We start from the raw sequence: 21050 nt of genomic DNA on the forward strand, positions 1-21050 counted from the left end.
CTTTGTTATTTCAGCGCAGCCAGCGCCGCGTCGTAGTCCGGCTCGGTGGTGATTTCGTTCACCAGCTCGCTGTACAGTACGTTGTCCTGGCCATCCAGCACCACGACCGCGCGCGCGGTCAGGCCCGCCAATGGGCCTTCGGTGATTTCGACGCCGTACGCCTGCTTGAACTCGGCGCCGCGCAGGGTGGACAGGGTGACCACGTTGCTCAGGCCTTCCGCGCCGCAGAAACGAGACTGCGCGAACGGGAGATCGGCGGAGATGCACAGCACCACGGTGTTATCCAGGCCGCTGGCCAGCTGGTTGAATTTACGCACCGACGTCGCGCAGACGCCGGTATCGATGCTTGGGAAGATGTTCAGGACTTTGCGTTTACCCGCGAAGCTGCTCAGCGCCACGTCTGACAGGTCTTTGGCAACCAGCGAGAAGGCCTTGGCCTGTTCGCCCTGTTGTGGCAGCTTGCCCGCTACGCCGACCGGATTGCCTTGAAAATGTACTGTCTGAGTCATTGCTAGATTCCTTTTACAGGTGTTTATACAAAGGGTATGAACCTGATGAAACGGCGCGCCGACAACGGCAGTTAACATCAGGTTCACACCCTGGCGCCAGTTTATGACAACCGGGACGGATTGGATATCAAAGTTTGCTAAATAGTTGTATATATTAGACTGTTCTATAAAACATCACCGGCGCATCAGCCTGGCTGAATGCGCAGTTTTCGCTCAGGAGCCGTTATGAGAGACATGCGTTTTTACCCGGAAGCCTGGCCGCTGCATACCGCCTTCGTGATTGCGCGCGGCAGCCGCACCGAAGCCCGGGTGGTGGTGGTCGAAATCGAACAGCAGGGCGTGCGCGGCACCGGTGAATGCACGCCGTATCCGCGCTACGGCGAGAGCGAGGAATCGGTGATGGCGCAGCTGGCAGAGATGGCGCCGGCGATCGCTCGGGGCATCACCCGCGAGCAGCTGCTGACGCAGATGCCGGCGGGCGCGGCCCGCAACGCGCTGGATTCGGCGCTGTGGGATCTGGAGTGCAGGCTGCACGGGCAGAGCCTGTGGCAGCGCAGCGGCGTGACGGCGCCGGCGCAGATCCGCATGGCGCAGACCGTCAGCATTGGCACGCCGGAAGCGATGGCCTTCGCCGCGCGCGAGCTGGAGCGGCAGGGCGCCACACTGCTGAAGATCAAACTCGACGATCACTATATCAGCGAGCGGCTGGTGGCGATCCGCGCCGCGGTGCCGCAGACGACGCTGATCGTCGACGCCAATGAGTCATGGCAGGCGGAAGGGCTGGCGGCGCGCTGCCAGCTGCTGGCCGATCTCGGCGTGGCGATGCTGGAGCAACCGTTGCCGGCCGGTGACGACGCCGCGTTGGAGCACTTTATTCATCCGCTGCCGATCTGCGCCGATGAAAGCTGCCACACCCGCGCCGATCTGCCGCAGTTGGCGCAGCGCTATCAGATGGTCAACATCAAATTGGACAAAACCGGCGGCTTGACCGAGGCGTTGGCGCTGGCGCAGGCCGCGCGCGAACAAGGGTTCGCCATCATGCTCGGCTGCATGTTGTGTACGTCGCGGGCGATATCCGCTGCCTTGCCGCTGGCGCCGGCGGCGCGCTTCGTCGATCTGGACGGCCCGACCTGGCTGGCGCGGGACGCCGAACCGGGCCTGGCGTTCGAATGCGGGGCGATCGTCGATATCGCCCCGTAGGGATTAATTCGGGTAGGTCAACAGCTCGGTCATCGCGTCGATGTAACGCTCGCTGGCGGCATCGGCGGAGATCGGCGGGAATTCGGCGGTGATGCACGGCAGCGACAGATCCGCGCACCAGCTGCCGAACGAGCCGGGCGTTTCATAACCGACGCTGGTCACCAGCGGCAGCTCGAACTTGTGCGACAGCCAAACGCCGAGCCGCGAACTGGCGGGATCTTCGATGCAGGCCAGCGGCTCGTGGAACGACACCACCCAGTGCGGCTTCAGGCGATGGATCAGGTGACACAGCGCCTGGGTTTCCGGTTCGGAACCGGGGCGCCCGCCGGTGGAGAGTTTGACGTCGCGCACCGGCGCCGCGCTGTTCCAACGGTAGACGGTGTCGCCGGAGCGCCAGTTGGCGGCCGGGAAGTTGCGGTTCAGATCGACGCCGTTGGCATTGGCGCGCAGCCCCAGCTGGCAGCCGTCGGGGTTGACCGCCAGCACCACGTGATGGCGCAACTGCTCGGGGGCGATGCTGCGCAGCGCGCAGGACAGGGTCACGATGGCGGCGCTCTCATCGCCGTGGGTGCCGGCGATGATCAGCCCGGTCTGCGGGCCGCCGTTCGCCGCCGGGAAATAGAGCAGCGGCGCGCCCAGCAGCGAGCTGCCGTAGTTCTCTCCTGCGATGGCCAACTGGCCACGTTCACTGCGTGGTCGATGTTCGGTCATGGTGTTGTCCCTGGATGAAAGGTCGAGAGTCATTGTCATTTTATTCAGTGTATTACGCTTTGAGACATCTTTCCCATCGCAATTGTGCGGCGTTTGCGCGATCTGTGAGGCCGCTGCGGTGAAAACGCCAATTAAACCGCACCTGGCCTGACGCTATTGTTATACTAACGGCAGTGCTAAGCCAATCACCCGCAAGAGGATTTAACATGCCAGTAGCCAGAATCATCGCCAGCTATAGCGAAAATGAAAATGACACCATCACGCTGCTGTGCGGCGTGGACGCTGAAAACCAGATCCGCCAGGGGGAATGGTTCGGCGTGGTGAAAAACGACGACGGGCGCGGTGACGAATCGAACTATCCGTTCACCCTGCATATCGATTACCAGAAAGATGCCTTCTACCTCGACTACGGTTATGACGACGCCGACGCGCGCCAGCTGCAAAAAACCGATATCTCGGCTCGTCCGCTGGCCGAGAAAGGCTTTTTCACCGTGTTCGATGAAGAAGAGGGCGAAGAGTTCAGCTACCGCATCAACAGCATCCACCTGTACGACTGACGGTCGCCGCTGCAAACACCGCCCGTGCCGCCCTGCGCCGCACGGGTTTTTTATCGCCTGAATCGCACTTTTTGCAACTTCTCGACCGCGGGCTCTAGGCCGGATGGATCTTGTGCTATATGATAAAAAATTCAGTTGGTTAACGGGGGAAAATCATAATGACGGGAAGAAGAATGCAACGGGGTTTTCGTTTGGCGCTTTGCGCGGCGGCGATCGGCGCCTGTATGAGCAGCGCTATGGCGGCGCAGGTTCCCCCGGGCACCGCGTTGGCGGCCAAACAGGAAATCGTGCGCCACATTAAAGACGAACCGGCCTCGCTCGATCCGATCAAAGCGGTAGGCTTGCCGGAGGCTCAGCTGGCGCGCGATTTGTTCGAAGGGCTGGTCAATCAGGACGCCAGCGGTAAAGTGATCCCCGGCGTCGCCACGCGTTGGCAGACCAGCGACAACCAGACTTATATCTTCCATCTGCGCAAAGACGCGCGGTGGTCAAACGGTGACCCTGTCACGGCGAAGGATTTCGTTTACAGCTGGCAGCGGCTGGTAGAGCCGAAAAACCTGTCGCCGTTCGCCTGGTTCGCGCAGCTGGCGGGGATCCAGAACGCCGAGCAGATCATCAGCGGCAAATTGCCGGCCGATCGTTTAGGCGTGTCGGCGCCGGACGACTACACGCTTAAAGTGCAGCTGGACAAACCGGTGCCGTACTTCGTCAGCCTGACGGCCAACTTCAGCCTGTTCCCGGTCAATAAGACGGTGGTGGAAAAATACGGCAATGATTGGACCAAGGTCGGCAATCTGGTGGGCAACGGCGCGTTCAAGCTGCAGGAGCGGGTGGTGAACGAGAAGCTGGTGCTGACGCCTAACGACCATTACTGGGATCATGCGCGTACCGTGCTGACTAAAGTGACCTTCGTGCCGATCAACCAGGAATCCAACGCCACCAAGCGTTACCTGGCGGGTGACATCGACATCACCGAATCCTTCCCGAAAAACATGTATCAGAAGCTGCTGAAAGACATTCCGGGGCAGGTGTACACGCCGGATCAACTGGGCACCTATTACTACGCGTTCAACACCCAGCGCGCGCCAACCAACGACGTGCGGGTGCGCCAGGCTTTGTCCTACGCCATCGATCGCAAGATTATCGCGGAAAAAGTGCTGGGCACCGGCGAAAAACCGGCCTATCACTTCACGCCGGATGTGACCGCCGGGTTCAAACCGGAAGCGAGCTTGCTGCAACAGCAATCACAGGCGGAGTTGGATGCACAGGCCAAGGCGTTGCTGCAGGCGGCCGGTTACGGCCCGAACAACCCGCTGAAACTGACGCTGCTGTATAACACCTCGGAAAGCCACCAGAAGATCGCCATCGCCGTGGCCTCGATGTGGAAGAAAAAGCTCGGTATTGACGTCAAGCTGCAGAATCAGGAGTGGAAAACCTATATCGACAGCCGCAACACCGGCAATTTTGATGTGATCCGCGCCTCCTGGGTGGGTGACTATAACGAGGCGTCGACCTTCCTGTCGCTGCTGACCTCCACCCACAGCGGCAACATCGCCAAGTTCAAGAACGCGGACTACGACAAGCTGCTGGCGCAGGCGGGGCGGGAAACCAATCCGGCGGCGGTGACCGCCGATTACAACAAAATGGAACAGATCATTGCCGATCAGGCGCCGATCGCGCCGATTTACCAATACACCAACGGCCGCCTGATCAAACCGTGGGTAAAAGGCTACCCGATCACCAATCCGGAAGACGTGGCCTATAGTCAAACGATGTATATCATCAAACACTGAGTCGATTTATTGATCGCCCCCGTCTAATGCGGGGGCTTTATTTTCTCGACGCTGCAACAACGAAGGTAATTAATTTTTCCACGCGATAAACCCCGTTTAATAATAAACAGGGTTGCCATCATCACATTATTGTTTCGCTATTTCAGCGAGTGGTTACGCTTATAGACAGTCCCGCATGGCATCCACCACCACACGGCCACTCATGTCGGTTTGGGTGATGCGGTAGCTGGTGGGGTAAGAGCGACGAGTGCTGAAACGATCGTGGACGGAGACCTTGCCAATCTGCAGGCCGGCGGCGTTTTTCACCACGAACTCACTGATCTCTTCCTGGCCCTGGTTTTGCAAATGGATATTGCTGATTTTTTCCAGCGTATCGCTGGCGTTTATTTTTAAATGGTCGCGTAACATAACTACCTCCTCGTAGTGAGAAAAGTATATGCCCCTAAAATTTGCGCTGAAACAGCTTTGTGTTGATTTATTATTATTATTTTGAATTAAAATTGACAGCAATATGTTAAGTCATAATAATAACGCTATTGCCAGCGCTTTATCGGCGATATTGTCCGATTTATCGGCAAGGGTTTATTTCATTGCCGTTATTATTAGTCTGCATTAATGGGGAAAAGCGCCTGCCTGGCCGTCGGGGCGGGAAAGACGCAGGCGACATTGTGCCCGCAGCCGGGAACGATCGTTAACCGATGCGGCTTCTGGGGCGCCAGGTAACGCCGATCGTAGTCGGCGTAGGCCAGGGCGCGCTGCAATCGATAGGGGCCCTGTAGCTGGGCGGCGCAGGATTTGTCGAGTATCCGATAGTAGGCGCCCGGCGCGGTGCCGGTATCATCGGCGGCGGCCAGATAGGTGATATCGGCCGCAGCATAGCGCCGGCGAGCCGCGTCTGCGGCGCGCTGCAGGTGAGCGGGAAGCGCTTCCAGACCGAATTTCCAGCGATTGGCCTGCGGACAGCGGCCGGCGTCCAGCGTTTGCCAGCGGAAGCGGCAGGTTTTCTCACTGCCGCAGCTTCCCCAGCTTGTGGGCAGAGGGCGCAGACGATCAAAATAGAGCCAGCTGCCGGGATCGGCCACCACATAGCGCAGACGCACTCCGCTTGGCGGTTGAGCAAAGCCGACATAATGTTGCACGAACTGGGCGCCGGCGGAAAAACCGGCCACGGTTATCGACTGCAGCGACGGCCAACGCCGTTTCAGATCGGCCAGCAGGTTATCCATGGCGTTGAACGAGCCGGTTTTCCCGCTATTATCCAAATCGCCTGCGATCCACGAGCCGCAGCGCCAGAGAGCGTCACCGTCTTGCGGCTGGGGTAGACCGGCGGAATGGCAGTGGACGGCGAGTTTTACCGGCACCTGGAACAGCGGGGCGACCAGCAAGCTGTTGCCTCCCGCTCCCTGCGCGGCATCGATCGCCGCTTGCAACGTCTTGGCGGCGTCGCGTGGATGCCCGTGCATCACCACCAGCGCGGTACGCGGCTGGGGGCGGTGCTCATGGGCGACATAGTAAGAAAAATCGCCCGCCGCCGTCGCTACGCGAAACGGAACGGCGATGCGCTCCAGCGTCGGCTGCGCATAGGCCGTTTGCCCGGCGAACAGCAGCGTCGCTATCGCGCGGCGAAACAAGCGGCGCATCCCCATCAGATACGGCACAGAACATCGCGCATTTGTCTTAGGAGTTCCCGACATCGTTGTTCCTCACGCGCCTGTTGATAGTAACGATAAAAGGCGCTTTCCGAGCTGAGATTGCCCGCCAGCATCAACTGCCTGAAAATCATGAATACCAGGCTAAGCATAATGATAGTAAACAATAAGCCGAGGAACAGCAGTTGCCAGCCGTCGCCGATGCGCGCACCGGGCAGATAGGTGATCGACGTGGTGGTGATTTCTACCCCACGCAGCCCCCATTGCGCCAGTGCCAGCAATAGCACCAGCAGCATGACGAACAGCAGGTACAGCAAGAAATAACGGCCGGAAAGCAAAAAACGTTTGAACTTGCTATCGGCGTTTGGCCGCAAAACGAAGCCTGCGGACGTGGCGCGCAGGATTTGCTGGCGGCCACCGGTGAAGCGATAACGTTCCAGCGCGGTCACGCTGTCCGGCAGCGCCAGCAGTAGCCGCAATGCCGTCAGCCTGATGGTTTTATTTCCCATATAGTCTCGAAACTGCAGCAGGCAAATGGGGGCGGCGTGGGGTTTCTCGACAGACTCGAGCAGTTTGAGCAGCTTATCGTGTTTTTCCCGCCGAATGCGAAAAGGGGTTTTGATCACGGCGATAAACAGCGTAATGACGGTCGGTAAGACGACTTTCAAGATATCTGCGGTGCTGATTTGTAACATGCGAGTCTCCTCTCGGGCTGTCTGGCGTTCCTTGCGGCAGAAGTATAGAACACGTTTATGGGACAACGAGAAAACTGGCGTTACAGCTTGGCCTTTGATCTCCAAGACGTTAACGCTAGACTCAGCAACATAAGCAAGACTGAGGGGATAAATGAATGGATGTGATTGAGGGGAGCGAGCTGCAGGTCGCCGATGCGGTTTACGCCTACCAGCTCGACGGCAAGGGGGGCGTCACGCCGATCGAACAGGATGACAAGATCACCTGCGACGCGCCGTGCTGGCTGCATCTTGATTACGCGCACCCGGCCAGCGCTGAATGGCTGAGTACCACGCCGCTGCTGCCGGACTCGGTGCGCGAAGCACTCTCCGGCGAAAGCTCACGGCCGCGCGTCAGCCGCCAGGGCGAAGGCACCATGATCACCCTGCGCAGCATCAACTTTAACGCTAATTCCCGGCCGGATCAGCTGGTCACCATCCGCGTATATATCACCGACAAGCTGATTATCTCCACCCGGCACCGCAAGGTGTATTCCATCGATCAGGTGGTGAACGATTTGCAAAGCGGCGCTGGGCCGACCAACAGCGGCAGCTGGCTGGTGGAAATTTCCGATGCGTTGACCGATCACACCAGCGAATTTATCGAGGATCTGCACGACAAGATTATCGATCTGGAGGACGCCTTGCTGGAGCAGCAGGTGCCGGAGCGCGGCCAGCTGGCGCTGATCCGTAAACAGCTGATCGTGCTGCGCCGTTACATGGCGCCGCAGCGCGACGTCTTCGCGCGGCTGGCCAGCGACCGCCTGCCGTGGATGAGCGACGACGATCGCCGCCGCATGCAGGATATCGCCGATCGCCTGGGACGGGGATTGGACGATCTGGACGGCAGCATTGCACGCACCGCCATCTTGTCCGACGAAATCACCACGGTGATGGCCGACGCGATGAACCGCCGCACTTACACCATGTCATTGTTGGCGATGGTATTTCTGCCCACCACTTTCCTGACCGGGCTGTTCGGGGTCAACCTTGGCGGTATTCCGGGCGGCGGTAATCCTTTCGGTTTCGCGGCATTTTGCCTGATGCTGGTCGGATTGGTGCTTGGCGTCGCCTGGTGGTTGAAGCGCAGCCGCTGGCTGTAGGCAAAAATGACGAAAACCCGGTTAACATTGAGCAATATCAACATTTAGCCGGGGGAAATGGGGCATGATCTCTCTCGCAGGTGAATGCAACGTCAAGCGATGGGCGTTGCGCTCCATAATTGTCTTACTTTCTTATTTTTGAATTACTGCATAGCACATTTGATTCGTACAATGCCGGTTTAATCACCGGCATTTTTTTATTCGGCTTCCTTTCTTCTTCAGGCCGCGCTTTCATCCCAGAAGCTGGCTTCAATCTTGTGCCCATCCAAATCCCGAACAAAGCAGCCGTAGTAAGCCTCGCCGTAATGCGGCCGCGAACCGGGCGCGCCTTCATCGACGGCGCCGGCCAGCAGCGCCTGGCGATGGAATTCATCCACCTGTTGCTTGCTGGTGGCGAAAAAACCGACGTGCGTGCCGTTGCCGGGTGAGGCCGGCCGGCCGTCGATCGGCACCTGTAGCCAAAACTCCGGGTAGTCGCGGCCGTAACCAATGGCGCCGGGATGCTCCAGCACCCGTCGGCAACCCAAAGCGGCCAGCGCACGATCGTAAAAGGCGGCGGCGGCCTCGAAATCGTTGGAGCCCAGCGAGACGTGGGACAGGCAGGGGGTGATATTCATTGCGCGATCTCCATATGACTGTATAAATAAACAGTATAGGGTAAAAACGGCACTGCCCAGCAAATTTTGCGCAAACTGTGAACAGGATCGAGATCGTCGGGAAAGGGAAATGTCGCCGCTCGCAGGATGGCAAGCGGCGAGGGGGCTTATTTGATTTCCAGCACGTTCAAACGCTCTGGCGCAGGCGCCGCGTCGTCCGAGTCTTCCGGCTGCCAGCCGACCGGCTGCATCGGGATGTCTTCGCGATCGAAGGCCAAATCGCCGCCGTCCACCACGGCGCTGCCGTGGTGAATGCCTTTGAAATCGAACAGGTTGATATCGCTCAGGTGCGAAGGCACCACGTTCTGCATGGCGCTGAACATGGTTTCCAACCGGCCTGGGTAACGCTTGTCCCAGTCGCGCAGCATGTCGCCGATCACCTGGCGCTGCAAATTAGGCTGCGAGCCGCACAGGTTGCATGGAATGATCGGGAACGCTTTGGCGATCGAGAAACGCTCGATGTCTTTCTCGCGGCAATAGGCCAGCGGGCGGATGACCACGTGTTTGCCGTCGTCGCTCATCAGCTTGGGCGGCATGCCTTTCATCTTGCCGCCGTAGAACATGTTGAGGAACAGCGTCTGCAGAATGTCGTCGCGGTGGTGGCCCAATGCGATCTTGGTGGCGCCCAGTTCGGTGGCGGTGCGGTACAGAATGCCGCGGCGCAGGCGCGAACACAGTGAACAAGTGGTTTTCCCTTCCGGGATCTTGTCTTTAACGATGCTGTAGGTGTTTTCTTCGACGATCTTGTATTCCACCCCCAGGCTTTCCAGATAGGCGGGAAGAATATGCTCCGGGAAGCCGGGCTGTTTCTGATCGAGGTTCACCGCCACCAGCGAGAAGTTGACCGGCGCGCTTTGCTGCAGATTGCGCAGGATCTCCAGCATGGTGTAGCTGTCTTTGCCGCCGGACAGACAGACCATGATGCGGTCGCCTTCTTCAATCATATTGAAATCGGCGATCGCTTCGCCCACGTTGCGGCGCAGGCGCTTTTGCAATTTGTTCAGGTTGTACTGCTCTTTTTGGCTAACGGATTGCTTTTCTGACATTTAAATCGTGCTCATTCTCAATGGGGGGCACTAGGGGCATGGGGTTGTAGACCGCGAGTTTACCATTCAACCGGCCAATTTTGATCATTATTCATCATCCTGCTTCCATGCGCCCGACGCGAGGCCTGTATGGTACGGATTGCGCGCCGGAATGCCAGCAGGTTTTGTTGCTGCGATTTACGCCGGCGGTAGTAAAAGAACAGGGCGCGAATCGCTCGCGCCCTGACAGGGGTTACTCAGCGGCGGACTTTTCCGCCTTGCCGGCCAGCAGGCTGAGGAAATCGTATTTCTCCTTAAGCTCTTTCTCGGCGGCCTGATACAGCGCGCTGGCCACCTCCGGCTGCTGCGCGTTTAGGCGACGGAAACGCTGCTCGTTCAGCAACGTTTCAGCCAGGCTGCTGTTCGGCGGCCGCGAATCCAGCGCCAATGCGGCCTTGCCCTCGGCGCTGCGGCGCGGATCGAAGCGGTACAGCGGCCAGAAGCCGGTGGCGGTCAGCTGTTTCATCTGATCGTGGCTGAGCGCCAGATCGTAGCCGTGCTCTTCGCACGGGCTATAGGCGATGATCAGCGACGGCCCCGGATAGGCCTCGGCTTCCTGAATCGCTTTCACCGTCTGGTTAAGCTGCGCCCCCAGCGAGATCTGCGCGACGTAGACATGGCCGTACATCATCATGCTGACGCCCAGATCCTTGCGCGCCTTGCGCTTGCCGTGCTCGCCGAACTTGGTCACCGCGCCCAGCGGCGTGGCTTTCGACTGCTGGCCGCCGGTGTTGGAGTAGCACTGAGTGTCGAGCACCAGCACGTTGACGTTCTCCGTCAGGCTGAGCACGTGATCCAAACCGCCGAAGCCGATGTCGTAGGCCCAACCGTCCCCGCCGATCAGCCAGATGGATTTATCCACCAGGTAATCGGCATCGGCCGCCAGCTGGCGTGCGTCTTCACCCTCGAAACTCGCCAACAGCGTGCGCAGTTCGGCGATTTGCTTCCGGCGCGGCTCCGGCGCCACGTCGTCCATCTGCAAGGCATTGACCAACTGCTCCGGCAGCTGCGGCGCCAGCGAGTTCAGCAGGCGCAGCACCCGTGCGCGATGTTGATCGACCGTCAGACGGAAGCCCAGGCCGAATTCGGCGTTGTCTTCGAACAGCGAGTTGGCCCACGCCGGCCCGCGCCCTTCGGCATTGGTGGTGTAAGGCGTGGTCGGCAGATTGCCGCCGTAGATCGAGGAACAGCCGGTGGCGTTGGCGATCAGCAAACGGTCGCCATAGAGCTGGGTCAGCAGCTTGATGTACGGCGTTTCGCCGCAGCCGGAGCAGGCGCCGGAGTATTCGAACAGCGGCGTGATCAGCTGCGAGGTGCGAATGTCGATGCGCTCCAGCTGCGCCGGATCGATTTCCGGCAGCTGCAGGAAGAAGTCGTAGTTGTCTTTTTCCGCCGTCAGATTATCGAGGCGCGACGCCATGTTGATGGCTTTGATCTCCGGGTTCTGGCGATCTTTCGCCGGGCAGACCTCGACGCACAGGTTACAGCCGGTGCAATCTTCCGGCGCCACTTGCAGTACGTATTTCTGGCCGCGCATATCGCGCGCTTTGACATCCAGAGACTGCAGAGAGGCGGGGGCGTGTTCCATCTCCGCCGGCTGAACCACTTTGGCGCGAATGGCGGAGTGCGGGCAGGCGGCGACGCAGTGGTTGCACTGGGTGCACAGGTCGGGCTGCCAGATCGGGATCGCTTCGGCGATGTTGCGCTTTTCCCACTGGGTGGTGCCCACCGGCCAGGTGCCGTCCGGCGGGAAGGCGGAAACCGGCAGCGCATCGCCCAGCCCGGCCAGCATCGCGGCGGTAACGGTTTTGACGAAGTCCGGCGCGGCGTCCGAGACCACCGGCGGGCGCATCGGGCTGCTGTCGTCGACCGGCTGCAGCGGAATTTCAATCAGTGCACCGCGGGTGGCGCCCAGCGCCTGCCAGTTGCGCTCGACGATCTCTTGGCCCTTGCTGCTGTAGCTGCGGGCGATGGCGTCCTGCAGCTGTTGCAGCGCCACGTCGCTCGGCAGGATCTGCGTCAGATGGAAGAACGCCATCTGCATCACGGTGTTGATGCGCGCGCCGAGCCGGCATTCGCGCGCCAGCTTGGCGGCGTTGATGATATAGAAACGCGCCTGGCGTTGGTACAACAACGCCTGAACCTCCTGCGGCAGGCGCGACCAGACCTCATCGGCGCCGTAAGGGGTATTGAGCAGGAAGGTGCCGCCGGGCTTCAGGCGTTCAACCATCTGGTACTTATCGATAAACTGCAGCTGGTGGCAGCCGACGAAATCCGCCTGGCTGACCAGATAGGCCGAATTGATCGGCTGCTCGCTGACGCGCAGATGCGACACCGTCAGGCCGCCGGCCTTTTTGGAGTCGTAGACGAAATAGCCCTGCGCATACAGCGGCGTGGCGTTGCCGATGATTTTGATGTTGTTCTTGGTGGCCGAGACCGAACCGTCGCTGCCCAAACCGTAGAACAGCGCTTCCAGCGAGGCGCGCTGCGGCAGGACTTCGTCGCTCAGCGGCAGTGAAAGCCCGGTGACATCATCGAAGATGCCGACGGTAAAGCGCGGGCGCGGCTGCGGCTGGGCCAGCTCACGGAACACCGCCAGCGCACAGTCCGGGCCGAACTCTTTCGATGACAGGCCGTAACGGCCGCCGATCACCCGCGGCAGCGTGACGCGCTCGCCTCGGCTGTAGGCTTCCGCCAGCGCGGTCATCACGTCCAGATACAGCGGCTCGGCCAGCGCGCCCGGTTCTTTGGTGCGATCGAGCACCGCGACGCTGCGCACGCTGTCCGGCAGCGCGCCGAGCAGATGCTGGGCGGAGAACGGCCGGAACAGCCGCACCTTCAGCACGCCGACTTTCTCGCCGCGGGTCAGCAGGGTGTCGATCACTTCTTCGCAGGTGCCGGCGGCGGAGCCCATCACCACCACCACGCGTTCGGCCTGCGGGTGGCCGTAATAGTCGAACGGCCGATAGTGGCGGCCGGTGAGGGCGGCGAAGGCTTCCATGGCGTCGATCACGTGTTGGCCGGTGGCGTCATACCACGGGTTGGTGGCTTCGCGCGACTGGAAATAGGTGTCCGGGTTGGCGGAAGTGCCGCGCACCACCGGATGATCCGGCGACAGCGCCCGGCTGCGGTGGGCGTCGATCGCTGTCTGCGGCAGCATTTGCCGCAGCGTATCGTCGCTGAGAGGCACAATCTTGTTGATCTCGTGCGAGGTGCGGAAACCGTCGAAGAAATGGATAAACGGCACGCGCGCGTTGAGGGTGGCGGTCTGTGAGATCAGCGCGAAGTCCTGCGCCTCCTGCACGCTGCCGGCGCACAGCATGGCGCAGCCGGTTTGGCGCACCGCCATCACGTCCGAATGGTCGCCGAAGATGGACAGCGCATGCGTGGCCACGGTGCGCGCGGCGACGTGCAGCACGAACGGCGTCAGCTCGCCGGCCAGTTTGTACAGCGTGGGGATCATCAGCAGCAGACCCTGCGATGAAGTGAACGAGGTCGACAGCGCGCCGGTTTGCAAGGCGCCGTGCACGGTGGCGATCGCGCCGCCTTCCGACTGCATTTCCACCACCCGGGGGATATCGCCCCAGATGTTTTGCCGGCCATCGCCGGACCAGGCGTCCGCCTGCTCCGCCATGGTGGAGCTTGGCGTGATAGGGTAGATGGCAATCACTTCGTTGGTGCGATAGGCCACGGAAGCGACTGCATTATTACCATCTGTAGTTATCATCGGCGTTACCTTTTCATTGCTCACAAAGCAGCGAAAGCGCACTTTCGCAGTAATGGAAAAAAGTCTAACAGAGGGGGCGAACGTGGCTTTATCGTGTTTGTGTGGCGGGTGATAAATCGTCAAAGGCGTATTTCCTCGCCGATTAGGGGCCGGGGCAATAAATTGTTTTCACCGTTTAAAGACAATTTATTTCCGGCGCGTCATAATTGCGCATCGGCAAATTGACAGAAGAAAACCATGAGCGCATTTATGTATTTGACGATGGCGATAGTCGCGGAAGTGATCGCCACCACCATGTTGAAAGCCTCTGAGGGCTTTACCCGCCTGTGGCCGTCGCTGCTGGTGGTGCTGGGCTACGGCGTGGCGTTTTGGGGGCTGTCGATGGTGGTCAAAAGCATGCCGCTGGGCATCGTGTATGCGATTTGGTCGGGCATGGGCATCGTGCTGGTGTCGGTCGCCGCAGTGTTCGTTTATCAGCAAAAATTGGATTGGCCGGCGATCGTCGGCATGGGATTAATTATTGCCGGCGTGCTGGTGATTAATTTACTGTCGAAAGCCTCGGTGCACTGAGTGTTATTTTAATGTAAAAAAAGGCCGGCGTGACAGCAAGTCGCGCCGGTTGAAGAATTCAGTTATCATTCACTGAAAATAGTGGAATGCTAATTACTTAGCGCCGCCAGCATAGACGCAAATATCGTTCTCTCCGGTAGCAAAAAATGCGCCGCCGCAATGAAAGCACGCGAAGATAATTAATACCAATGTCGCGGGAAAAACTTCCTCGATGGCAGCGGTGACGTTATCACTTTTTGCGTGCGGCCAGCGCCTGGCAGCGAGTGGCGCCGTCACGGAAATATTCTGCAAACAAAATAAATGTCCGGCCGGCGCAAAAAAACGACAAATAATGGCTGGAATATATTTTCATTATTTATATATCGAGCTAGATTAAACAAGTTTGCATCAAAGATAGCGAAACGTGTCCGCCAAGTGACGCGCGTTATCAGCAATGGCGATTTTACACAGCGCAGTTCCGGGTTCAGGAGTGGGATAATGACGACATCAAAATGGCTGCTTGCCAGCGCCGTGCTGCTTTTAGCCGCCTGCAGCAGCAATAACGAAGAGCCAGTACAGCAGGGCAACAGTGCCAGAATCAATACGTTGCAGACCAGCACCGGTTGCGCGGCGGTCGGTGGCGTTACCACCATCGCGCACAATTTGAACGGTGAAGCGCTGCGCATGTGCCAGATGCCGAACGGCAAGCAGTGCGAAGAGCGCACGCTGGCCCTGGGCAGCTGCGCCGGGTAAGCCCCGGCGCCTGGCCTGCAGGATCAATACACCCAATCGCGCAGGGTATAAATAAGCGTGTGGCCGCTGCCGGTGAGCGTCAGCTGCTGTGCGTTTAGCGTCACTTCGGCGCCGTTTTCCAGCACGGTGCCGATCACCCGATCCCAGCGGTTGCGCTGCTCATCAGGGCACAGCTTGCGCGTCGTGGCCAGCGATTTCACCGTCAGCACGCCGTCGCGTAATTGCCCCTGACCGAAAAAGCGGTTGCACATCGTGCCGGAGACATGCAGGTTCTCGCCGAACTCCAGATTGAGCAGGCCGCCGCCCGCCGGTGATTTTGCCGTGTCGCCATCCACGCTTTGCAACACGAAGTTGTGATGCAGCAGATCGCCTGGCGTGACGGCCGTGTGTGGTTTCATGCTGCACCCCGCTAAGGCCAGCGCCGCAAGGGCGGCCACCGTGGTTTTTCTCATCGCGTTCTCTCAAATAAACAGGGCGCCGCAAGGGCGCCCCGAGGTTACGCTCAGGCGTTCAACTGGTTCGGGCAGGCTTCGCCGCGATCCAACTGGCTGATGTTCTGCAGCGTGGTTTGGGAAATGCTGGTCAACGCCTCTTCGGTCAGGAAAGCCTGATGGCCGGTGAACAGCACGTTGTGGCAGGCCGACAGGCGGCGGAACACGTCATCCTGAATCACGTCGTTAGACTTGTCCTCAAAGAACAGATCGCGTTCGTTCTCGTAGACGTCCATCCCGAGGGCGCCGATTTTTTGCTGCTTCAGCGCATCGATGGCGGCGGTGGAGTCGATGAGCGCGCCGCGGCTGGTGTTGATCACCATTACGCCGTTTTTCATCATCGCGAAGGCGTCGGCATTCAGCAAATGGTGGTTCTCCGGCGTCAGCGGGCAGTGCAGGGTGATCACGTCGGATTGCGCGTACAGCGTCTTCAGATCGACATACTCCGCGCCCAGTTCCAGCGCCTGTTCGCTCGGGAACGGATCGTAGGCCAGCAGCTTCATGCCGAAGCCTTTCAGAATGCGCATTGTCGCCACGCCGATTTTACCGGTGCCGATCACGCCGGCGGTGCGATTGTGCATGTTAAAACCGATCAGCCCTTCCAGCGAGAAGTTGGCGTCACGGGTACGCTGATAAGCGCGGTGAATACGGCGGTTCAGGCACATCATCATGCCTACCGCGTGTTCCGCCACGGCCTCCGGCGAGTAGGCCGGCACGCGCACCACCTTGATGCCCAGTTCTTTGGCGGCGTCCAGATCGACGTTATTAAAACCGGCGCAGCGCAGGGCGAGAATTTCGACGCCCAGCGCTGCCAGTTCTTCGAGCACTTCACGGCTGCCGTCGTCGTTGACGAAGATACACACCGCCTTGCAACCGGCGGCCGTTTTGGCGGTTTTTTTACTGAGTAAAAAGTCGAAGAATTCCAGCTCATAGCCAAACTGCTGGTTCACCAGTTCGAGGTATTTACGGTCATACTGTTTGGTACTGTATATCGCCAATTTCATCGTGGTTTCTCCACCGTGATTTTGTGATCAATTTAACAGATTTTAGTAAATTCGACAATTGGTTAGCGGTTTGTCCTGCACGGGGTTTGTCCGATGAAACAGGGGGATGAAACCGGCCCGCATTGGGCCGGTTCACGCGATGTTAGCGAGCGATTTCCGAGTAATGGTGCTCATCGTAATCATGGGTCAAATACCCGTTGACGGCATCGTTAAAGGCGATCCAATGCGGCGTTTTCTGGTGTGCCGAAAGCGCCGCCTTATCGTCCCAGTTTTCGATCAGCGCATAGCTGTTTTCATCGTTCTGGCATTGCCAAAGCTGGTAAAAAGAGCAGCCGGTTTCTTTATTGGATTCCTGCACCATAGTGTTGAGCAGACTGAGAAAAGCTGGGCGTTTGGCCGGGTTGACCTGAAAAAAGACGTTGAGCGTGATCATGGTTTATTTCCTCTGTCGATAATGAAACTGGAATTTCCAGGAGGCAGCAATGTGCTGACTGCGAGCATTCTATGAGCTTGATGGTTGATTAAAAGTGAAATAAAGTTCGGTTATCATTCATTTTTGGTGAAGGTTTGTGGTGTTGAAACGTGCTCAGTTGGTCACCTTTTGCATGGTGGTTGAGTCGGAGAGTCTCACGGCTGCGGCGGAGCGGCTGTTTTGCGTGCCCTCTAACGTGACCAAGAAATTAAAAGAGTTGGAAACGGCGTGTGGCGTTACGCTATTTGAGCGTGAGCGCAATCGGCTGTCGCTCACACCGGAAGGCCGGGCGCTTTACCATAAGGCCAAGCGCTTTTTGGCTATCGAAGAGCGGGCGCGAGCGCAGCTTGAACAGGATCCGGTACAGGGTGAATTGAAGCTTGGCGCGCTGGATATCGCCTTGAGTCATCATCTGCCGCAAAAGTTGGCGCATTACCGTGCGCAGAACCGCCGCGTTCAGTTGAGTGTGGTGCAAGGCTATTCGCTGGATCTGGAGTTTCAATTGCAAAAAGGGACTCTGGACGTGGTGTTTTCAGATGGGCCGATAGAACATCCGCAGCTGCAGAGCCGGCGTGCTTTTCAGGAGCGTTTGGTCTTCATTGGCGGGGCGTATCAGCCAGCGTTGCTGGCAAAAAGCGATCTCTATGTTTATTCGCGTCAATGCCACTATCGCCATCTGGTGGACGCCTGGCTGCAAAAGCAGCAAATCATCCCCGCCGCGCTACTGGAGGTGGAATGCTACGACGTGATATTCGCCTGCGTAACAGCGGGGTTGGGGTATGCGTTTGTCCCTGAAAGCCTCGCGCGACAGCGGGAGGTGGCGTATATCGAGTGCGGGAATGAAATGCGCAGCGATATTTATGCTATCTGGCGTAAAGCGAGCGACAGCCGCATAGTACAGGCTTTTATTGAGGCCGTGATTTGAAATTAACGGCAAAAAAATCCCCACGGGGGTGTGGGGAATGGCTTCTCTAGTACACAGTTAGCTAGCAGCTAAACTTTTATTAGAATGGTTGCAAGACTATTAATCATCAACGGTAACAACAATAACAAAAGTCTGAAAACTGTCCTGTTAATGTGATGTAGTTGTAACGAAAATCTACAACTCCGCACACGTTTGCGCCAAAAAGGTGCAAATCGCTTCTGCGAGCCCGCTCGGCTTCACCCTATGTCAAATTCGTGCCATCATTATTGTCAATTCAGGCATAGACTTAACCAATGCCTAACTCAGGAACGAAGCAATCATTTAATGACCAGGCGATTGAAAGTATTCATAGGGACGGTGGCGGGCTGCGCAATCCTGGTGCTGGCGTTGTGGCAAACCTTGCCACGCTGGCTGCCGGGGGTGTTATCGCATTGGTTGCCGGCGGGGAGCCGCCTGGAATTGCAGGGCAAATTGCACTGGCGCCAGGGCGGCCTGGCATTGGCGGGGGCGCGTTTCACTGCGCAAGATTGCCTGTTGGCCAACGTCGGGCCGACGCGGCTGGCTTACCGCCAGGGCCGCTGGCAGCTGTCGAGCGATAAGGTCAGCGTCGATAGCGCCTGTTTGTCAAAACTGCCGAGCGGCGACGCCAACAGCGCGCCGCTGGCGCTCGATCATCTGCAGCAACAGCTGCCGCCGCTGGATCTCACCATTAATGACCTGACGCTCATTCCCTGGCAGCGCTATGCCGGCAAGCTGCAGCTTTCCTCCGGCCCCGACGGGCAACGTCTGCATTATCGGGGGCCGAATCTCAGCGCCGAGGCGCAGCTGGATGAAAAACAGCAGCTGACGTTGCAGAGCCTGACCGTGGTTCCGCCCAACAGCGCACAACCGCTGCACCTCGCCGGCAAGATAACCATTCCGTTGGATCTGGCTAGCCTGCCGACGCAGGGCGCGTTGCAGGGGGAAATGCAGACCGCCTATCTGGAAAAACCGGTATTGCTGGACATGCGCTGGCAACAGCAGCAGGGCGTGTTGACGGTAAGCGAAAAAGGTGACGATCGCCCGCTGGCGGTGTTGCCGTGGGAAGTCGCGCCGCAGCGGGTCAGCATCAAGCAGGGCGAGTGGCGTTGGCCGTACAGCGAGCAGCCGTTGAACGGCGGGCTCAGTATCGCGCTGCACGATTGGAGCAAAGGGCTGGATGAAACGGAGATCAGCGCGCGGCTGAACGTCATCACCGCGGGTCACAACGGCAAGGGCAATGCGGTGCTCACCCTCGGGCCGGGCAAGGTGGGGTTGACCGACAGCGATCTGCGCTTCCAACTGACCGGCCAGGCCAATCTGGCCGACTTTTCCACTACCGCGTCGATCCCGGGCGTGATCGGCGGCAGCATTCTCAACCCGACGCTGGTGCTGCAGCCGGGTTCGCTGCTGCGCCTGTGGGGCAAGGTGACGCCGGAAATGACGCTGGAAGAGGCGCGTTTGCCGCTGGCGGGCGTGAAGGTGACCGCCGCCGGTATCACCGGCCGCCTGCAGGCGATTTTGAGCGCCAGCGACAGTTACTGGGGCCGCTTCAAGCTGCATCTGGACGGCCAGGCGCAGGATTTCTGGCCGGACAAGGGCCACTGGCAATGGCGCTACTGGGGCAATGGCCGCTTGCCGCCGCTGCAGGCCGCCTGGGACGTGGCCGGCAGCGGCAGCTGGCGCGACAGCGAGTTGGTGCTCGATAAACTCTCCACCGGCTTCGATAAGTTGAAGTACGGTCTGGTGACGGTCGCCGCGCCGCGCCTGAGCCTCAATCAGCCGCTGCGCTGGCGGCGTGATGAACAAAGTCCGCAGTTCAACGGCGAGTTGCAGCTGGCGGCGGATAAGGTCAGCTTCAGCGACGGCGGCTATCTGCCGGCGCCGGTGCTGGCGCTGCAGGTAAACGGCCGTTCGCCGGACAGTTTCCAACTGCAGGGCAAACTGCAGGCGCAACAGATTGGGCCGATCGCGCTGCGCGGCCGTTGGGACGGCGAACGTCTGCGCGGCGAAGGCTGGTGGCCGAAACAGTCGCTGAAGGTGTTCCAACCGTTGCTGGCGCCGGATCTCAATCTCACGCTGCGCGACGGCGAGTTTTACGCGCAGTCGGCGTTTTCCGCCGCGCGCGAACAGGGGTTCGAGGCCGGTGGCCACTGGGTGGTGAAAAACGGCGGCATGTGGCTGAAGGACGGCGAGATGAGCGGCTTGGATTTTATCCTGTCGTACCGGTTCAAGCAGCATCAGTGGCAATTGGGGGCCAAACAGCCGGTGTCGCTGCGCATCAAGTCTTTCAGCAACCTGTTCGAGATGCAGAACATTTCCGCCGATCTGCAGGGCACCTATCCTTATAGCGAAAGGCATCCGCTGACGTTGAGCAACGTCGGCGTGGACATGCTCAACGGGCATATCAGCCTGTCGGCACTGCGGTTGCCGCAGCATGACGCCGCGGTGCTGAAGCTGGACAAGGTCGATCTCAGCGCGCTGTTCACCGCTCTGAAACCGAAGCAGTTCGCCATGTCCGGCCGGGTCGACGGCGAGCTGCCGCTGTTCCTGAATCACCCGAAATGGCTGGTGCAAAACGGCTGGATCGCCAACGCCGGCACATTGACGCTGCGCCTGGACAAGGACATGGCCGACGCCATCGGCAGCAACAACCTGGCGACCGGCGCGGCGATCGACTGGCTGCGCTACATGGAAATCAACCGTTCGCACGCCCGGGTCGATCTCGACAACCTGGGCGAGCTGACGCTGAGCGCGCGCATCGACGGCATCAACCCGCAGAAAAGCGCCAAGCGCGAGGTGATCCTGAACTATCGCCATCAGGAAAACGTGTTTCAGCTGTGGCGCAGTTTGCGCTTCGGCGACAATTTACAGGAGTGGCTGGAGCAGGCCCTCTCACAACCTGGGGAGCAACAATGAAAATCATGAGTGTGTCGGCGCTGGCAGCGGTGCTGTGCGTTTCGCTGCTGAGCGGCTGCGTGCCGCGCATCGAGGTGGCGACGCCGAAGGATCCGATCACCATCAATATGAACGTCAAGATCGAGCATGAAATTCATATCAAGGTGGATAAGGACGTCGAAAACCTGCTGAAAACCCAAAGCGGTCTGTTCTAGGAGC

Annotated in this window: 20 protein-coding genes; 9 read left to right on the forward strand and 11 right to left on the reverse strand. The window is 59.1% G+C overall.

Annotation, left to right across the window (positions count from 1 at the left end; all coding sequences use genetic code 11):
* Positions 1-5: 5 nt before the first annotated feature.
* Positions 6-509: a thiol peroxidase gene (gene tpx, locus ACJ8KE_RS05140; RefSeq protein WP_016927561.1), complete on the reverse strand. Its 504-nt coding sequence runs from the start codon at positions 507-509 to the stop codon at positions 6-8.
* 225 nt (positions 510-734) lie between these two features.
* Here tpx and ycjG point away from each other — a divergent pair, with 225 nt between their 5' ends.
* Positions 735-1709 carry an L-Ala-D/L-Glu epimerase gene (gene ycjG, locus ACJ8KE_RS05145; protein ID WP_033640164.1) on the forward strand — a complete coding sequence of 325 codons (975 nt, stop codon included), beginning with the start codon at positions 735-737 and terminating at the stop codon, positions 1707-1709.
* 3 nt (positions 1710-1712) lie between these two features.
* Here the strand turns inward: ycjG and mpaA are convergent, their stop codons facing one another.
* Positions 1713-2420 (reverse strand): murein tripeptide amidase MpaA, encoded by a 708-nt coding sequence (gene mpaA, locus ACJ8KE_RS05150; protein ID WP_028128339.1) that lies wholly within the window; start codon positions 2418-2420, stop codon positions 1713-1715.
* Positions 2421-2626: 206 nt separating this feature from the next.
* Here mpaA and ACJ8KE_RS05155 point away from each other — a divergent pair, with 206 nt between their 5' ends.
* Both ACJ8KE_RS05155 and ACJ8KE_RS05160 read left to right on the forward strand, forming a co-directional pair.
* Positions 2627-2977: a hypothetical protein gene (locus ACJ8KE_RS05155; RefSeq protein ID WP_015378006.1), complete on the forward strand. Its 351-nt coding sequence runs from the start codon at positions 2627-2629 to the stop codon at positions 2975-2977.
* A 158-nt stretch (positions 2978-3135) separates the two neighbouring features.
* Positions 3136-4770: a peptide ABC transporter substrate-binding protein gene (locus ACJ8KE_RS05160; RefSeq protein WP_033640165.1), complete on the forward strand. Its 1635-nt coding sequence runs from the start codon at positions 3136-3138 to the stop codon at positions 4768-4770.
* 159 nt (positions 4771-4929) lie between these two features.
* Here the strand turns inward: ACJ8KE_RS05160 and ACJ8KE_RS05165 are convergent, their stop codons facing one another.
* The 3 genes from ACJ8KE_RS05165 to ACJ8KE_RS05175 form a co-directional block, all read right to left on the reverse strand.
* Positions 4930-5178 (reverse strand): hypothetical protein, encoded by a 249-nt coding sequence (locus ACJ8KE_RS05165; RefSeq protein WP_004930507.1) that lies wholly within the window; start codon positions 5176-5178, stop codon positions 4930-4932.
* Positions 5179-5372: 194 nt separating this feature from the next.
* On the reverse strand, positions 5373-6464 hold the full coding sequence (locus tag ACJ8KE_RS05170) for a hypothetical protein (RefSeq protein ID WP_234212864.1): 1092 nt from the start codon (positions 6462-6464) through the stop codon (positions 5373-5375).
* On the reverse strand, positions 6416-7219 hold the full coding sequence (locus ACJ8KE_RS05175) for a hypothetical protein (protein WP_229597655.1): 804 nt from the start codon (positions 7217-7219) through the stop codon (positions 6416-6418). The genes ACJ8KE_RS05170 and ACJ8KE_RS05175 overlap by 49 nt, the downstream gene beginning before the upstream one ends.
* A 50-nt stretch (positions 7220-7269) precedes the next feature.
* Here ACJ8KE_RS05175 and zntB point away from each other — a divergent pair, with 50 nt between their 5' ends.
* Positions 7270-8253, forward strand: coding sequence for a zinc transporter ZntB (gene zntB / locus ACJ8KE_RS05180; protein ID WP_016927567.1), 984 nt, complete (start codon positions 7270-7272; stop codon positions 8251-8253).
* A gap of 218 nt (positions 8254-8471) precedes the next feature.
* Here zntB and ACJ8KE_RS05185 read toward each other — a convergent pair whose 3' ends face one another.
* The 3 genes from ACJ8KE_RS05185 to nifJ form a co-directional block, all read right to left on the reverse strand.
* Positions 8472-8870 (reverse strand): VOC family protein, encoded by a 399-nt coding sequence (locus ACJ8KE_RS05185; protein WP_004930496.1) that lies wholly within the window; start codon positions 8868-8870, stop codon positions 8472-8474.
* Positions 8871-9016: 146 nt separating this feature from the next.
* On the reverse strand, positions 9017-9955 hold the full coding sequence (gene ttcA / locus ACJ8KE_RS05190; RefSeq protein WP_004930494.1) for a tRNA 2-thiocytidine(32) synthetase TtcA: 939 nt from the start codon (positions 9953-9955) through the stop codon (positions 9017-9019).
* 232 nt (positions 9956-10187) lie between these two features.
* On the reverse strand, positions 10188-13721 hold the full coding sequence (gene nifJ, locus ACJ8KE_RS05195; RefSeq protein ID WP_097101942.1) for a pyruvate:ferredoxin (flavodoxin) oxidoreductase: 3534 nt from the start codon (positions 13719-13721) through the stop codon (positions 10188-10190).
* Positions 13722-13958: 237 nt separating this feature from the next.
* On the opposite strand from nifJ, the gene ssmE reads away from it, so the two are divergent.
* A complete protein-coding gene (gene ssmE, locus ACJ8KE_RS05200; protein ID WP_004930487.1) occupies positions 13959-14291 on the forward strand; it encodes a multidrug efflux SMR transporter SsmE in 333 nt (110 codons plus the stop codon).
* A gap of 477 nt (positions 14292-14768) precedes the next feature.
* Positions 14769-15023: a DUF333 domain-containing protein gene (locus ACJ8KE_RS05205; protein WP_016927569.1), complete on the forward strand. Its 255-nt coding sequence runs from the start codon at positions 14769-14771 to the stop codon at positions 15021-15023.
* 23 nt (positions 15024-15046) lie between these two features.
* Here the strand turns inward: ACJ8KE_RS05205 and hslJ are convergent, their stop codons facing one another.
* From hslJ to ACJ8KE_RS05220, 3 genes are all read right to left on the reverse strand, one after another.
* Positions 15047-15475: a heat shock protein HslJ gene (gene hslJ / locus ACJ8KE_RS05210; protein ID WP_033640169.1), complete on the reverse strand. Its 429-nt coding sequence runs from the start codon at positions 15473-15475 to the stop codon at positions 15047-15049.
* Between the two features lie 50 nt (positions 15476-15525).
* Complete coding sequence (locus tag ACJ8KE_RS05215; protein ID WP_016927571.1) at positions 15526-16518, reverse strand: 2-hydroxyacid dehydrogenase; 993 nt, start codon at positions 16516-16518, stop codon at positions 15526-15528.
* 142 nt (positions 16519-16660) lie between these two features.
* Entirely contained in the window at positions 16661-16951 is a 291-nt protein-coding gene (locus ACJ8KE_RS05220; RefSeq protein ID WP_116403590.1) for a putative quinol monooxygenase, read from the reverse strand.
* A 139-nt stretch (positions 16952-17090) separates the two neighbouring features.
* On the opposite strand from ACJ8KE_RS05220, the gene ACJ8KE_RS05225 reads away from it, so the two are divergent.
* The 3 genes from ACJ8KE_RS05225 (at position 17091) to ACJ8KE_RS05235 (ending at position 21046) form a co-directional block, all read left to right on the forward strand.
* Positions 17091-17915 (forward strand): LysR family transcriptional regulator, encoded by an 825-nt coding sequence (locus tag ACJ8KE_RS05225; protein ID WP_197758311.1) that lies wholly within the window; start codon positions 17091-17093, stop codon positions 17913-17915.
* A 324-nt stretch (positions 17916-18239) separates the two neighbouring features.
* Entirely contained in the window at positions 18240-20852 is a 2613-nt protein-coding gene (locus ACJ8KE_RS05230) for a YdbH family protein (RefSeq protein ID WP_123867563.1), read from the forward strand.
* A complete protein-coding gene (locus ACJ8KE_RS05235; RefSeq protein WP_004930472.1) occupies positions 20849-21046 on the forward strand; it encodes a YnbE family lipoprotein in 198 nt (65 codons plus the stop codon). The genes ACJ8KE_RS05230 and ACJ8KE_RS05235 overlap by 4 nt, the downstream gene beginning before the upstream one ends.
* The last annotated feature ends 4 nt before the right edge of the window (positions 21047-21050 follow it).

The organism is Serratia sp. CY56464 (assembly GCF_052168435.1).
Lineage (GTDB): Bacteria > Pseudomonadota > Gammaproteobacteria > Enterobacterales > Enterobacteriaceae > Serratia > Serratia marcescens.

What these genes read in the sequence shown, in the direction of transcription:
- ACJ8KE_RS05230 (WP_123867563.1), top strand. Translation starts at nt 18,240, where the DNA reads ATGACCAGGCGATTGAAAGTATTCATAGGGACGGTGGCGGGCTGCGCA.
- ACJ8KE_RS05205 (WP_016927569.1), top strand. Translation starts at nt 14,769, where the DNA reads ATGACGACATCAAAATGGCTGCTTGCCAGCGCCGTGCTGCTTTTAGCC.
- ACJ8KE_RS05165 (WP_004930507.1), bottom strand. Translation starts at nt 5,178, where the DNA reads ATGTTACGCGACCATTTAAAAATAAACGCCAGCGATACGCTGGAAAAA.
- ACJ8KE_RS05235 (WP_004930472.1), top strand. Translation starts at nt 20,849, where the DNA reads ATGAAAATCATGAGTGTGTCGGCGCTGGCAGCGGTGCTGTGCGTTTCG.
- zntB (WP_016927567.1), top strand. Translation starts at nt 7,270, where the DNA reads ATGGATGTGATTGAGGGGAGCGAGCTGCAGGTCGCCGATGCGGTTTAC.
- ACJ8KE_RS05155 (WP_015378006.1), top strand. Translation starts at nt 2,627, where the DNA reads ATGCCAGTAGCCAGAATCATCGCCAGCTATAGCGAAAATGAAAATGAC.
- ssmE (WP_004930487.1), top strand. Translation starts at nt 13,959, where the DNA reads ATGAGCGCATTTATGTATTTGACGATGGCGATAGTCGCGGAAGTGATC.
- ACJ8KE_RS05215 (WP_016927571.1), bottom strand. Translation starts at nt 16,518, where the DNA reads ATGAAATTGGCGATATACAGTACCAAACAGTATGACCGTAAATACCTC.
- ACJ8KE_RS05170 (WP_234212864.1), bottom strand. Translation starts at nt 6,464, where the DNA reads ATGTCGGGAACTCCTAAGACAAATGCGCGATGTTCTGTGCCGTATCTG.
- tpx (WP_016927561.1), bottom strand. Translation starts at nt 509, where the DNA reads ATGACTCAGACAGTACATTTTCAAGGCAATCCGGTCGGCGTAGCGGGC.
- ACJ8KE_RS05160 (WP_033640165.1), top strand. Translation starts at nt 3,136, where the DNA reads ATGACGGGAAGAAGAATGCAACGGGGTTTTCGTTTGGCGCTTTGCGCG.
- ACJ8KE_RS05185 (WP_004930496.1), bottom strand. Translation starts at nt 8,870, where the DNA reads ATGAATATCACCCCCTGCCTGTCCCACGTCTCGCTGGGCTCCAACGAT.
- nifJ (WP_097101942.1), bottom strand. Translation starts at nt 13,721, where the DNA reads ATGATAACTACAGATGGTAATAATGCAGTCGCTTCCGTGGCCTATCGC.
- mpaA (WP_028128339.1), bottom strand. Translation starts at nt 2,420, where the DNA reads ATGACCGAACATCGACCACGCAGTGAACGTGGCCAGTTGGCCATCGCA.
- ACJ8KE_RS05220 (WP_116403590.1), bottom strand. Translation starts at nt 16,951, where the DNA reads ATGATCACGCTCAACGTCTTTTTTCAGGTCAACCCGGCCAAACGCCCA.
- ttcA (WP_004930494.1), bottom strand. Translation starts at nt 9,955, where the DNA reads ATGTCAGAAAAGCAATCCGTTAGCCAAAAAGAGCAGTACAACCTGAAC.
- ycjG (WP_033640164.1), top strand. Translation starts at nt 735, where the DNA reads ATGAGAGACATGCGTTTTTACCCGGAAGCCTGGCCGCTGCATACCGCC.
- hslJ (WP_033640169.1), bottom strand. Translation starts at nt 15,475, where the DNA reads ATGAGAAAAACCACGGTGGCCGCCCTTGCGGCGCTGGCCTTAGCGGGG.